Below are 13,398 nucleotides of genomic sequence, written 5' to 3'. Positions count from 1 at the left end.
GACAAAGCACACATGAAGATTTTCAAAGCCCTGTTCTTCGCCGCGCTCATCGGCATTGCGCCGGGCGTGTTCGCGAAGACGATCGAGATGGACGTCAACGGCCTGGTGTGCGCGTTCTGCGCGCAGGGGATCGAGAAGACGCTGAAGGAATTCCCGGCCACGTCGCACGTGTTCGTCAGCCTCGAGCACCGCATCGTCGCCGTCGAACTCAAGGGCGGGCAGGACATCGACGACGCCGCGTTGAAGAAGGCGATCACCGATGCCGGCTACAAGCTCGTCACGATCCGCCGCACCGACGAACCGATCTCGGCGATCCGCGCGCGCGTGTCGAACGAGAAGGCGCAGCCGAAGGCCGATCCGGCGAAGCACCACCACGACGGCGCCATGCAGGACATGCCGGGCATGGGCACGCATGAGTGACGTCGTCGCGAACGCACCGCTCAAGCGCAACGTCGGTGTCGCCGCGCTGGCGTTGCTCGCCAGCACCGGCACGCTCGTGTGCTGCGTGCTGCCCGCCGTCATGGTGGCGCTGGGCGCGGGTGCGGCGCTGGCGGGGCTTGTCACCGCGGTGCCGCAACTCATCTGGTTGTCGGAGCACAAGGCGCTCGTGTTCGGCACCGCAACGGTGATGCTCGCCCTGTCCGGTGCGATGACGTGGCGCGCGCGATCGTTGCCGTGTCCCGCCGATCCGGCGGCCGCGGCGGCGTGCCGTCGCCTGCGCGCGGTCAGTGCGGTGCTGTGGTGGTTCGCGCTCGTCGCGGTCGCCACGGGCGCGGCCTTCGCGTTCGTGCTGCCGAAATTGATGGCCTGATCCAACGGCGCAGGGGAGGAGAATCGCTTCCCCTAGCGCGCGACGTGGTTCGACAATCTTCTCGCGAACTCCGCGATCGCCTCGAGGATCGGCGCCGTCTCGCCCAGCCACCACCAATGCGCGGTGCCGGGCCATTCGCGCCACTGTGCGCCGGGAATGGCGGTTGCGAGTTGGCGGCCGGCGCCGACGCGCACCGCGCGGTCGCCCGTGCGATGCATGACCAGCGTGGGCACGCGCACTTGCGGCAGCAACGCGCGCACATCGCTCAGCGCGAGCGTGCGCAGCACGGCCTGCATGCAGCGCGGACTGGATCCCAGGCGCAGCATCCGCGCCCACCAGCGTTGCAGCACCGGATCGTTGGCGTCGTCCGGCGCGAAGGTGTCGAGCGCCACCGGCCGTCCCCATTGCGCGACGAGCGCATCGAGCCAACGGTCGTATTGCGCGGCCGTCAGCGCCCACGGGTAATCGTGCGTGGACGTGCCGCGCGCGAGCGTGCCCCACAACGCCAGGCCCGCCACGCGTTCCGGATGCTCGACGGCCAGGCGGATCGCGATCGGCCCGCCTTCAGACACGCCGAACACGAGTGCACGGCGACTGCCCGCCGCGTCGAGGATCGCCAGCGAATCCGCGCTGCTCACCGACGTGTCGGCGGGATCGACGGTGCGATCCGAAAGCCCGACCCCACGCCGGTCGTACAGGATGAGCCGGAAGTCCCGCGCGATTGCGTGCAGGAAGTCCGCCGGCCCGCCGGGCTCCCACGCTTGCTCCAGGTTCGAAACGAAGCCGCTCACGAGCAGCACATCGAGCGGCCCATCGCCGACCACCTGGTAGGCGAGGTGCACATCGCCGCTGCGCGTGTAGCGCACCGCGACGGGCGTTGGCGTCTCTGCGCGCGGCGTCGCGCCGGCTTCGCGCGCGTGGATTTCGTCGGCGAGCTGCTGCGTCTCGGTTTCCGGTTCGACGCCGAGCTCGTCGTGCAGCACCTGCCGCAAGCGCGCGACCTGTTGCAAGGCTGCGTGCGGCGGTCCGACGGCGGCCAGCAACCGGATGACCTGGCGTTGCGCGATTTCGTTCAACGCATCGATCGCGACCAGGTCCTGCGCATGGTGGAGCGCGCGCGCGTGCTGTCCCGCGCCTTCGAGCCGCGTGGCGAGTTGCGAGAGCGCCTGCGCGCGCGCCTGGCGCAGCGATTCGCGTTGCCGGTCGAGCCATGCCGACAGTTCGTCGCATTCGTCGAGCACCAGGCCTTCCGCGAACTCCGCAGCGGCCAGTCGCGCCGATTCCTCGAGGGCTGCTAGCCGCGCCTCGCCCGTGTCCTCGTTCGTGCGATACAGGCCATCTGCCAGCGCGCGACGCAGCGCCGACAGATCGGTGTCGGCACTCACGTCGCCTGCAAGCGCAACGGTCTGCCGATCGACCACCAACGCGTCGTGCCTCACGTGGCGCGACAACGCATGCAACAACCGCCGCAGTCGCCCGCGCGCGTCGACGTCATCTGCGTCCGGCCACAGCATGGCCGCAAGGCGCGTACGACTCATCGGACGCGCTTCGGCAGCGAGCAGCGCGAGGACCGCCTGCTCGCGGCGCGCGCCGGGCTCGAACGCACCCGCTGCGTGCTCCAGCCGCACCGGGCCGAGCACGCGAAGCGCGGAATGCGCCGCGGCCTCAACGCTCATGCCGCGTCCCGCTCGACACACGCGTTGGCGACCCGGCGCGATCGTGCGCACGTCCAGGCGACGATCTCGGCGACCACCGCATCCGGATGCCGGGCCCACGAGAAGTGGCGGCGCCACGGTGCGTCGGTGGTGACGCCGTCGATCCGGCGCCGCGTGATCGTAGCGGACGCAAGCTTCGCGAGCAGTTCGCGCGTCGCGCCCGTCGGCGCCACGGGATCGTCGCGCAGTTCGACCGACAGCACGGGCAACGCGACGTCATGCAGCGCCTCCTCGTAATCGATTCTACTGCCGGCGATGCGATACCGGCCGGTGCTGGCGTTGTGACGCCAGTCGGCCATGAAGCGACGCGGCTGGTCGCCGCCGAAGCCCAGCAATCGGCCCGGATACCACGGCAACAACGCGGACACGAACCGCACGGCCTGCACCGTCATGCGCGCGCGCCACCGCAGCGCTTGTGGCCACGCGCGATAGTGCGCGGTGCCGCTCGCCACCAGGATCAAGCCCGACAACCGGCGCGCTGCGTGCACGGCCGCAAGACTGCCGAGCTGGCCACCGAGGCTATGGCCGACGAGGTACAGCGGCCTCCCGGGAAACTGCGCGGCGATCGCATCGAGCAACGCCGGAATGTCCTGCGCCACGATCTCGTGGTATCCGAACTGTGCACCGCGCCGTGCAAGCGCCGGACTGCTGCCTTGTCCGCGCAGGTCGGCGAGCACCGCCACGCCCGCGGTCGCCTTTGCAAGCGCTTCGGCGAACGGCGTGTAGAAGCTTGCGGCGACACCCATCGCCGGCAGGCACACGAACACCGGCGTGCGCGCGTGCGGTCGTGAATGGTTGAAGAGGGCGACGGTCGTCGCCGCATCGTCGTCGGTGAAGAAGGACGTGATGGATTCGAAGATCGCCATGGCGGACTCCAGGTTCCGGAAGGAGCCGCGAAGGTAAGGATCGTGCGTCCGCTGATCGTCCGCTGGCCTGCGCGCCGCGCCGTCAGCTCATCCGTTGGGATGCGCGTGCCAACACACCTCGTACACGCCGTCGCTCCGAAGGTGTGGCAGCGCGAAGCGACCTCGCGTTTCGAAGGAATCCTGTCATGGTCACCGCAACGGCCGAGCCGACGCACGCCGCGCCCCTGCACCCGGCGCACGCCTTCTTCCTGTCCGCGATGGTGCCGCTGTTCCTGGGCGCGGTGCTGAGCGACTACGCCTACACCACGAGCTACCAGGTGCAGTGGGTCAACTTCGCCATCTGGCTGATCGCCGGGGGCCTCGTGTTCGCGGGCTTCGCGCTGCTGTGCGAGGTGGCGAAATTCCTGCGCGCCGACCGGCGTCGCGGGCTTCGTCCCATCGCCTTGCTCGTCGTGCTGGTGCTGTGGGTGCTCGGCTTGATCGACGCCTTCGTGCACTCGCGCGATGCGTTTGCCACGATGCCGACGGGATTCGTGTTGTCCATCGTGGTGTTCGTGCTGGCCTGCATCGCGACGTGGCTCGGCTTCACCAGCTATCGCTGGAGGAGCACGCCATGAACCGCATGAAGCCTCTCGCCATTCTCGTTTCCGCAACGCTGCTGGGTGCGTGCGGCGGCACCGATCCCGACGTGCCGCAGGTCGGCGCCAACCCGAAGCTCCCGGAACAGCAAAGTGGCCTGTTGCCCGACATGGCGATCGCGAGTCCCGCGGCCTGGGGCAACGCGCGTCCCGCGGTCCCAGCCGGATACACGATCACCGCCATCGCCATCGATCTCGCGATCCCGCGGCAAACCCTGATCCTGCCCAACGGCGACATCCTCGTTGCCGAAGGCCGCGGCGGTGCCGACGAACCGAAGTTGCGCCCGAAGGATTTCGTCGCCGGGCGCATCAAGGCGAAAGGCACCAGCCCCGTAAAAGGCGGCAACCGCCTCACGCTGCTGCGCGACGCGGACAGCGACGGCAAGTACGAACTGAAGACCGTCTTCGCCGATCACCTCAACGCACCGTACGGCCTGGCGCTGGTCGAGGGACGCTTGTATGTCGCCGACCAGGATGCGTTGCTGAAGTTCGACTACCGCGACGGGCAAACGCACGCGAGCGGCAAGCCCGTGCAGGTCACCGAGTTGCCGTCGGCGATCAACCACCACTGGACCAAGTCGCTCGCCGCCAGCGCGGATGGGCGCTTGCTGTACGTCGGCATCGGCTCCAACAGCAACATCACCGAGCGCGGCATGGACGCCGAGCTCGATCGCGCGCGCGTGTGGGAAGTGGATGCGACGACGGGCGCGCACCGCAATTACGCTACCGGCCTGCGCAATCCCACCGCACTGGCGATCCAGCCGGGCACGGGCCGCTTGTGGGCCGTGGTGAACGAACGCGACGAACTCGGCCCGAACCTCGTGCCCGATTACCTGACGTCGGTGCGCGAAGGCGGCTTCTACGGCTGGCCCTTCAGTTACTGGGGCCAGAACGTCGACCCGCGCGTGCAGCCCGGTAATCCGGAAAAAGTCGCCTCGGCGATCCGTCCGGATTACGGCCTCGGCTCGCACGTCGCGGCACTCGGCGTGGCGTTCTCGATGCCGTCCATGGGCGCGCGGTTCGCCGACGGCGTGTTCGTCGGTGAACACGGCAGCTGGAATCGGCACAACCCCGTCGGCTACAAGGTCGTCTTCGTGCCGTTCCGCGATGGACGGCCCGCGGGCCCGCCGGTCGACTTCGTCACCGGCTTCCGCGGCACGGATGGCATGACGCGCGGCCGGCCGGTCGGCGTGACCGTCGATCCGCGCGGTGCGCTCATCGTGGCGGACGATCTTTCGAACACGATCTGGCGCGTGGCGCCGCAAGCGCCCGCAGGAGGTGGATGATGTCGACGTACACCGTGGGTGTCCTGGTGGGGAGCCTGGCGAAGGCCTCGATCAACCGTCTGCTCGCGCAGGCGCTGACCAAGCTCGCCCCGGACGCGAAACTCGTGCTCAAGGAAATCCCGATCCGCGAGTTGCCGCTCTACAGCTACGACTACGACGCGGACTATCCGCCGGTCGCGAAAGCCTTCAAGCAGGCGATCGCCGAGGTCGACGGGATCCTGTTCGTCACGCCGGAATACAACCGCTCGATCCCGGGCGCGCTGAAGAACGCCATCGATTGGGCGAGCCGCCCGTGGGGCACCAACTCGTTCGCGCGCAAGCCGACGGCGTTGATCGGCACCTCGCCGGGCGCGATCGGCACCGCGGTGGCGCAACAACACCTGCGCAGCGTGCTGTGCTTCTGCAACTCGCCGCTGATGAACACCGTGGAGGCCTACCTCCAGTTCAAGCCGGGCCTGATCACGGACAGCGGTGAAGTCACGGAGGCCTCGACCGAGGAATTCCTGCGCAACTTCCTGCGCGAGTACCACCTGTTCATCGCGCGCGTGCTGACCGTATTGCCGCGGGATGCCTGAGGCGCTGGACGCGCGCAGGCCCGTCAGCGGCGCTTAGTCTTGCAACGCGCCAGGCGCAGCGTGCCGTCCGCGTCCACGAGGATGTCGCCGCTCTGCGTGCGCACGAGCGACGTGTCGTCATCCACGCGCAACAGGTCCCGGGGCGCACCCGGAAGCCCCCGCCAGGCCGTGGCCTGCCATCGCCCATCGTCCCCGCGACGCACGTCGAGCAACATGCCGTCGTTGAGCGTCATGTGCGCGATGCCGCCGGCCGCGACGATGCGGTCGCCGATGCGTCCGAGGCCCTGGATGTTGCCGTCGCGGATCGTCTGTCGCAGGCCGTCGTCGCCGAAGAAGACGAGCTCGCCACCCCATTCGCCGCGATCGCCGCCGACCAGCCAGCCACCGTCGACACGTAGCCCGACCGACGGCACCTGCTCGATGTGTTCTTCGTTGCGCACCATGTTCTGCTCGGTCACGTGGATGATGCCGTCGACCGGCGCGGTGCCTTCCGCCGCGCCATAACCCACCACGGTCGATGCGTAGGCGAGCTTCTTCAACGCGGCGTCGTCGCGCTCGCTGCGCAGCTTGTCGCGGCGTCCCGGTTCGGCCACGCGCACGTCCACGACATCGCAGGCCGCGTCGGCGCCGAGCTGGTCGACAGTCCATGCGAACTCGTCCTGTTCCACCGCAGTGCCTGTCCGGATCGCGTCGATGGCGCGCCGGGCCTCGTCGCGAACGTCGGGATACCAGTGCGATGCCGCGGTGTGTTCGAGCGCCGGGATCGCTTGCGGCGCCTGCAATCGTCCGAGCGCCTCCGCGGCCGTCCAGTTCAACTTCACATCGCGCGGATCGTCGAGTAGCGGCACCAGTGCATCGACGCCCTGCGTGTAACCGATGCGGCCGATCGCATCCACCGCCTGCAGGCGCACGGCCGGATCGGCGTCGGCGAGCATCCGCACGAGATCCGGCCCGACGCCGCGCGCCGCCGGACCGGCGCGCGCGATGTCGCGCAGGATCCATTCGCGTTCCTCCGCGTTGGCCTTGCCCAGCCGGCTGGAAAGGATCTCGCCGCTGGGCGCGCCGATCGCGACCAGGGCCGAGTCGATCGCGTCCGTGATGGCCGGACGTCGTGCACGCAACGCGACAAGTTGGGGCGCCATCGCGTTCGCGTGGACTCCCAGCGCCGACAGCACCGAGACTGCGTCGCCCGCCAACGCGTCGGAGCTCGCGGCATCGTTCGCGATCGCCATCAGGCCGGGCGCTGCACCCGCGGCCTTGTCCTGCATCTCGTGCAGCAGTCCGGCCAGGCGCGCGGCGTCGGCGTGGTCGCAGCATCGCGCGTTGCGCGTCGCTTCGACCAGATGCGGGACGGCGAGCGCGCCCTCGCGCTTCACGCCTTCCGCGGCGGCGCCCCCCGGATAGGCATTGCTCGCCATGTAGTGGCGCACGAGGTGACGCGCGGCTTCGTCGGTATGGATCGAGCCGAGCGCGATCGGCAGGTTGCGGAGATCGCGGTCGAGGGCCGCGACGAGTTGCGGCAGGAAGCGCGGGTCGACGGCGGGTCCGGCGACGAGTGCCGTCGACGCCAGGTCCGCCATGCGCTTGTCGGGATCCGCCAGCAGCTCGACCAATCGCGCTTGCGCGCCCGCGAACGTGAGGACGCGTTTGGCCAGCACCCCGGCGGCATTCCAGTGCTGCACTTCGGCCGGGTCCTTGTCGCGCACGAACACGCGCATCGTCGCGACGCACGCGTCCAGTGATTCGCAGGTTTCCCCCGGCGGCGTCGCCGGCGGCGTCCACGCAGCGCAAGGCGCGGCGGCAAACGCACAGGCAAGCACACACCAGAGTCGCGTCGCGCGTACGAGTCGCATCATCGTGATCCCCTGCGCGGTCCCCCGACCGGCGCCCGTGCGCAGGGTAGCCTCAGCGCAACTCCGCTTCCAGCCGCGCCTTGAGCTGCGTCGCATCGCGCCGGTCTTCCGGCGTCGTCAGCGACGAGATGCGCTGGCTCGAGAGCCAGAAGCGCAGTTCGCGCGCGAGTTCGGGGAATTGCGCGTAGCTCGCCAGGATGGCGCGTGCGTGCGCCTCGTCGATGGGCGCGGGGCAGTCGACCATGCGCTGGTCGCGCGCGCTGCCCGGCAACAGCTGGAAGCAATGCGTCCAGATGTAGTCCTGCACCGGGATCGGCGTGACGCTGCGGATGTCCTGCCGGTATTGCGGGACGAGGTTCATGATCATGCTGTCCGCGAGCAGGTTGGTGTTGGATTCGTAATAGAACGCGAGCTGGCTGCGCACGCGCGGTTCGGCGATGAGGCCCAGGTCGCCGGCGTCGCGCATTTCGGCGAACGTGTTGCTTTCCCGCGAATACGCGTAGAACTGGCCCGCCTGGAAATAGGCAAGCACGGTCTTCCACGCCGAACCTTCCACCAATGCGCCGGTCTCCGCATGCGCGAGCGCCTGTTCGCCGTACGCGCGCACCTGCGCGAGGAAGCGATCGCGGTTGCCGTTGACCTGCAGGTCGGTGTCCAGGTCGGCGACGATGCGCGAGAGGTAAGCGTGCTTGCGCCGGGTGTCGCTGCGGTCCTGGTTCCAGTTGCTCACCTGCAGCGCGATCAGGATGCCGGCCACCACGATCGCCAGCTCGATGAGCGCGCCGATCCAGTCGTGGTTGCGCAGGCGCCGGGCGATTCGCTGGGGCATGCCGCAGGCAAACGCGCCAACCCCGGGCGCACGGCCACGTGACTTGTGGGGCATGGATTGTCATCACGCCGGCCGGCTAGGGTGGCGCCTCACCCGAGGGGAGATCCGAATGAAGACGCTCACGCTGGCGGTTGCCGTTGCCCTGTTTCTCGCCTTGCCGGCGCCCGTCCTCGCGCAGGCACAGGCGAAACCCGCCAGCGCCGCCCCGGCCAAGGCCCCGCCGGCGTGGGTCGCGCGCAGCAACGAATACACGAACATCCTCATCCTCGCGCAGGCGCCGTTCCAGCCGGAGACGGTGTCGTTCTTCGGCATCCCGGGCTACGACGACAAGGTGGCCGACATTGGCCCGGGCTATCCGCAGCGCTTCCGCGAAGCCACCGCGAAGGCGAAGGCCGACCTGCTCGCGAAGGCCGCGACCGAAACCGACCCGAACGTGAAGCAGGACATCGCGATCCTCGTGCAGGCCGCGGACGACCAGATTCAGGCCAGCGAGATCAACCAGCGCATGACGCGTCCGTGGTTCGACGCGGGCCAGACGATCTTCTCGGGCATCCAGTCGCTGCTGTCGGAACAGACGCCGGCCGATCGCCGCGCGAGCGCCGTGCTGCGCCTGCAGCGTTACGTCGGCGTCGCGCCGGGTACCACGCCGCTCGTGACGCTCGCGCGCCAGCGCTACGACGAGCGCAGCGAGAAAGGCCTGGTGCAGCCGACGCAGATCGAAGTGCAGCAGTCGATCGACAACGTGCAGACCTACCGCGCAGGCATCCGCGACCTGTTCGTGAAGTACAAGCTGGACGCGCAGGCCGCCTCGGCGCTCGCCGCGCTGGACAAGCAACTCGACGAGTACGCCGCGTGGTCGAAGGCCGCCGTGCTGCCCACCGCGCGCACCGACTACAAGCTGCCCGATGCGCTGTATGCGCTGGCGCTGAAGAACTACGGCATCGACATCGATCCGCGCGTGCTGATCGAACGCGCGCAGCTGGAGTACATGGAAACCCGCAACGCGATGCAGCAACTCGCGCCGCTGGTGGCGAAGGAAAAGGGCATCGCGGCCACCGATTACATCGGCGTGATCCGCGCGCTCAAGCGCACGCAGCTGAAGGACAACGAAGTCGAGCCGTATTACCGCAACACCGTGATGCCGGGACTCGACCGCCTGATCGCGCAGCACGACGTGGTGACGCTGCCCAACCGCCCGATGCAGATGCGCCTGGGTTCGCAGGCCGAGAACGCCGCGCAGCCCGCGCCGCATTTCCTGCCGGCGCCGCTGGTGGGCAACACGGGGCAGCAGGGCACGTTCGTCCTGCCGCTGGGCAATCCCAACGCCGGCGCCGATGGTCCGTACGACGACTTCAACTTTCACGCCGGCGCATGGACGCTGAGCGCGCACGAAGGCCGCCCCGGTCACGAGTTGCAGTTCACCGCGATGATCGAGCGCGGCGTCTCGCTGGCGCGCACGCTGTATGCCTTCAATTCGGTGAACGTCGAAGGCTGGGCGCTGTATGCCGAAGCCGAGATGGTGCCGTACGAGCCGTTGGAGGGGCAGCTGATCGCGCTGCAGTTCCGCCTGCTGCGCGCCGCGCGCGCGATGCTCGATCCGATGATCAACCTCGGCCTCACCGACCGCGACACCGCGTTCAAGGTGCTCACCGAACAGGTCGGATTCTCGAAGGCGATGGCGCGGCAGGAAATCGATCGCTACTCGGTGAACTCGCCCGGCCAGGCCGGCAGCTACTTCTACGGCTACTCGCGCATCATGCAGATGCGCGCGGAAACCGAGGTGGCGCTCGGCGACGACTTCAACCGCAAGGCCTTCAACGACTTCCTGCTCGACCAGGGCCTGCTGCCGCCGGCGCTGCTGAACAAGGCGGTGCGCGAGACGTTCGTGAAGCAGCAGCGCGCGAAGCGCTGAGCATCGGCGCTCCGTAGTTCTACTGAGCGCGTCCGCGAAATATTGCGGACGCGCGGACCTTGCGCCTGGCGGACAGTGCCGGGTGCAAGGAGACCGCGCCATGGCGACGACACACGTCGAGACATGCATCCAGGTGCGTCCGGTGCACGCCCTGCTGTCGTGCACGCTGCTCGGCGCGCTCGCGGCGTGCGCGGGTAGTGCCGTCGAACGCACGCCGCCGCCCGCCGCCGTCGCGCCGGTGCCCGAGTTGAAACCCGGCGTGCCGGCCGGTTACCTCGGTCGCGCATTGCCCGACAGCCTTGCGCTCGTGCCGCCGCCACCCGATCCGAAATCGCCCGCGTTCGCGCAGGACGAAGCGATCCACGCGACTGCACAAACGTTGCGCAGCACACCGCGCGGCGCACTCGCGACCGCCGACGCCGACCTCCATTTCCCCCACGCGCCCACCGCGTTCGACTGCGCCCTGGGAAAAACGATCACGCCGGCCGCCACGCCGCGCCTCTACCTGCTCATGCAACGCACGCTGGTCGATGCCGGCCTTTCGACGTATCGCGCGAAGGACCACTACCAGCACGAGCGGCCGTTCGTGCATTACAAGGAATCCACGTGCACGCCCGGCGATGAAGCGCAGTTGCGCAACGATGGCTCGTATCCGTCGGGGCATACCGCGATCGGCTGGACGTGGGGCCTGATCCTCGTGCAGGTCGCACCCGCGCGCACCGATGCGTTGCTGGCCCGTGCACGCGCGTTCGGCGAAAGCCGCCTGGTCTGCAACGCGCACTGGCAGAGCGACATCCTCGCGGGCCGCACGGTCGCCGCCGGGACCTTCGCGCGCCTGCAATCGGATCCCGCGTTCGTCGCCGATGTCGAAGCCGCGCGCAAGGAACTGGCCGCCGCCCCCGCCCCGGATCCCGCGAAGTGCACGGCCGAAGCGGCGCGCCTGGCGCCCATCACCGGGACGCTGTAGCCACATTCACGCACCCCGCATCCCCGCGATGACCTCCGGGCGTTGTCACGCCCGGAGCGGGTCCGTTACCCTCGGGCAGATGATCTTCCGCCGCCTCCAGCGCTCCCTGCGCGCCAGCTTGCTGGCGCTGCTGGTGCTGGGGCTGCTGATCACCCCGGTCATGCATTTCATGTGCGAAGTGCATTCGATCGAACACGCGCTGCTGGCGTCGGTGGATCGCACGCACACCGTGCACTTCGAAGGCGACCGCGACGATCCGGGTGACCAGGGGCAGTCCGGCAGCAAGCACACGCACGGCGCCAACTGGTACGAAGGCGGCAGCCCGTCGTTCACGCCGGTCGTGCCGGTCCTCGCCTTCACGCTCATCCATCCGCCGCGCATCGCGTTGCCGCCGATGGAAGCGTTCGCCATCGAGCCCCACGCCTCGACTTCACCGTTCCGGCCTCCGATCGCCTGACGCGCGTTCCGGCTGCCCTTGCGCAGCCCATCCCGTCATCCATCCGCTCCGGAGGTTTTCCCCGTGAATCCGTCTTGCCTGTCGGTGCGCGCGCGCGCCGCCGACGTGTCGTGCTCCAGTCCATCGCCAACGACGTCGCGATGGCGTCGTTCCCTCCTTGCGTGCGCCGTCGTCGCCGCGCTTTCGCCCGCACTCGCCTTCGCGCAGGACGCGGCGCCCACCGATCGGGTCTCCGCGCTCGAAGCGAAGATCAAGGCCCTCGAAGACGCCCAGGCCGCCACCGCGCAGGCCTTGCAGGACGCGCGCGCCGAAATCGAAGCGATGAAGGCCAACGCGTCGCAGCCGGTGGCGCAAGCCGAAGCGCCTGCGGAAGAAGCCGCGCCGCCCATCGACAACGCGGCCTCGAATCCGAACGCGTTCAACCCCGCGATCAGCGTGATCCTCAACGGCAGCTACGCGTACCACTCGCTCAACCCGGACAACTACCTGCGCGCGGGCTTCCCGCTCGCCGGCGGCGCCGGTCCCGGTCCGCAGGGATTCTCGCTGGGCGAAAGCGAGTTCGCGTTCTCCTCCAACATCGACGACAAGTTCTACGGGCAGGTGACGCTGTCGGTGGAGAACGAAGACGGGCAAGACAAGCTCGGCGTCGAAGAGGCGTACATCGACACCACCGCGATGCCCGCGGGCTTCTCGCTGCGCGCCGGCCGGTTCTTCTCCAACATCGGGTACCTCAACAGCCACCACGCGCACACCGACGCGTTCTCCGATCGTCCGCTGGCGTACCAGGCGTTCCTCGGCAACCAGTACGGCGACGATGGCGTGCAGTTGCGCTGGGTGGCGCCGACCGATGTGTTCTTCGAAGTCGGCGGCGAAATCCTGCGCGGCGATGCGTTCCCCAGCGGCGGGGCAGGGCACGCGGGCGCGGGCGTCAAGACGCTGTTCGCGCACGCGGGCGGCGATGTCGGCACCGACAACGAATGGCTCGCCGGCGTGTCGATGCTGCGCTCGCAGACCGATGGCGCGGAGGATGGCTTCCGCGGCGACGAAAACCTGTACCTGGCCGACTTCACCTGGAAGTGGGCGCCGGGCGGCAACACGAAGGACGGCGGCGTCACCGTGCGCAGCGAGTACTTCCACGAAGACCGCGACGGCGCTTACCACGATCCGGTGGATGCCACGCTCGACCAGCCGTGGAACGGCCAACGCCAGGGCGCGTACGTCGAAGGCATCTGGCGCATCAACCGCACGTGGGAAACCGGCTATCGCTACGACCGCCTGTGGGCCGACGAAGGCGGGCCGTTCGCCAGCCCGTTCGATCCGTTCCGCCACAGCGTGATGCTCACGTGGCGCAACAGCGAGTTCAGCCTGCTGCGCCTGCAACTCGGCCGCGATTACCCGAACGCGGCCGACACCGACAACATCATCAGCCTGCAATACCAGGCCACGTTCGGCGCCCACGGCGCCCACAAATTCTGATCGCGAGGTCAAC

13 protein-coding genes are annotated in these 13,398 nt (G+C 68.8%); 9 read left to right on the top strand and 4 right to left on the bottom strand.

Going from position 1 to position 13,398, the window contains the following annotated elements; genetic code table 11:
- The first annotated feature begins 12 nt into the window (after positions 1-12).
- Entirely contained in the window at positions 13-420 is a 408-nt protein-coding gene (locus LYSHEL_RS03635; protein WP_213435762.1) for a heavy-metal-associated domain-containing protein, read from the top strand.
- The gene (locus LYSHEL_RS03630) at positions 413-811 is read left to right on the top strand and encodes a hypothetical protein (RefSeq protein WP_213435760.1); all 399 of its coding nucleotides are present in this window, start codon (positions 413-415) and stop codon (positions 809-811) included. The genes LYSHEL_RS03635 and LYSHEL_RS03630 overlap by 8 nt, the downstream gene beginning before the upstream one ends.
- Positions 812-843: 32 nt before the next feature.
- Here LYSHEL_RS03630 and LYSHEL_RS03625 read toward each other — a convergent pair whose 3' ends face one another.
- Positions 844-2,487, bottom strand: coding sequence for a bifunctional AfsR/SARP family transcriptional regulator/alpha/beta hydrolase (locus LYSHEL_RS03625; protein WP_213435758.1), 1,644 nt, complete (start codon positions 2,485-2,487; stop codon positions 844-846).
- Positions 2,484-3,392, bottom strand: coding sequence for an alpha/beta hydrolase family protein (locus tag LYSHEL_RS03620; protein WP_213435756.1), 909 nt, complete (start codon positions 3,390-3,392; stop codon positions 2,484-2,486). The genes LYSHEL_RS03625 and LYSHEL_RS03620 overlap by 4 nt, the downstream gene beginning before the upstream one ends.
- 185 nt (positions 3,393-3,577) lie before the next feature.
- On the opposite strand from LYSHEL_RS03620, the gene LYSHEL_RS03615 reads away from it, so the two are divergent.
- From LYSHEL_RS03615 to LYSHEL_RS03605, 3 genes are read left to right on the top strand one after another with little or no spacing between them, the layout of a single operon-like run.
- The gene (locus LYSHEL_RS03615; protein WP_213435754.1) at positions 3,578-4,009 is read left to right on the top strand and encodes a DUF2231 domain-containing protein; all 432 of its coding nucleotides are present in this window, start codon (positions 3,578-3,580) and stop codon (positions 4,007-4,009) included.
- Positions 4,006-5,316, top strand: a complete 1,311-nt coding sequence (locus LYSHEL_RS03610) for a PQQ-dependent sugar dehydrogenase (protein WP_213435752.1) — start codon at positions 4,006-4,008, stop codon at positions 5,314-5,316. The genes LYSHEL_RS03615 and LYSHEL_RS03610 overlap by 4 nt, the downstream gene beginning before the upstream one ends.
- On the top strand, positions 5,316-5,891 hold the full coding sequence (locus LYSHEL_RS03605; RefSeq protein WP_213435750.1) for an NADPH-dependent FMN reductase: 576 nt from the start codon (positions 5,316-5,318) through the stop codon (positions 5,889-5,891). The genes LYSHEL_RS03610 and LYSHEL_RS03605 overlap by 1 nt, the downstream gene beginning before the upstream one ends.
- A gap of 23 nt (positions 5,892-5,914) precedes the next feature.
- On the opposite strand, the gene LYSHEL_RS03600 is transcribed toward LYSHEL_RS03605, so the two are convergent.
- Both LYSHEL_RS03600 and LYSHEL_RS03595 read right to left on the bottom strand, forming a co-directional pair.
- Entirely contained in the window at positions 5,915-7,597 is a 1,683-nt protein-coding gene (locus LYSHEL_RS03600) for a HEAT repeat domain-containing protein (RefSeq protein ID WP_213435748.1), read from the bottom strand.
- 199 nt (positions 7,598-7,796) lie between these two features.
- Positions 7,797-8,573 (bottom strand): hypothetical protein, encoded by a 777-nt coding sequence (locus tag LYSHEL_RS03595; protein WP_213435746.1) that lies wholly within the window; start codon positions 8,571-8,573, stop codon positions 7,797-7,799.
- A 109-nt stretch (positions 8,574-8,682) separates the two neighbouring features.
- Between LYSHEL_RS03595 and LYSHEL_RS03590 the strand changes: the two genes are divergently transcribed.
- The 4 genes from LYSHEL_RS03590 to LYSHEL_RS03575 all read left to right on the top strand — a co-directional run bounded on the left by LYSHEL_RS03590 (position 8,683) and on the right by LYSHEL_RS03575 (position 13,385).
- On the top strand, positions 8,683-10,485 hold the full coding sequence (locus LYSHEL_RS03590; protein WP_213435744.1) for a DUF885 domain-containing protein: 1,803 nt from the start codon (positions 8,683-8,685) through the stop codon (positions 10,483-10,485).
- A gap of 100 nt (positions 10,486-10,585) precedes the next feature.
- Positions 10,586-11,452, top strand: a complete 867-nt coding sequence (locus LYSHEL_RS03585) for an acid phosphatase (protein ID WP_213435742.1) — start codon at positions 10,586-10,588, stop codon at positions 11,450-11,452.
- Between the two features lie 79 nt (positions 11,453-11,531).
- Positions 11,532-11,909, top strand: coding sequence for a hypothetical protein (locus LYSHEL_RS03580; protein WP_213435741.1), 378 nt, complete (start codon positions 11,532-11,534; stop codon positions 11,907-11,909).
- A gap of 63 nt (positions 11,910-11,972) precedes the next feature.
- Positions 11,973-13,385 carry a hypothetical protein gene (locus LYSHEL_RS03575; RefSeq protein WP_213435739.1) on the top strand — a complete coding sequence of 471 codons (1,413 nt, stop codon included), beginning with the start codon at positions 11,973-11,975 and terminating at the stop codon, positions 13,383-13,385.
- The last annotated feature ends 13 nt before the right edge of the window (positions 13,386-13,398 follow it).

This window comes from Lysobacter helvus, from assembly GCF_018406645.1.
GTDB lineage: Bacteria > Pseudomonadota > Gammaproteobacteria > Xanthomonadales > Xanthomonadaceae > Noviluteimonas > Noviluteimonas caseinilytica.
The sequence above is the reverse complement of the archived record's forward strand: the minus strand, read 5'-3'. Positions and strand labels throughout refer to the sequence as shown.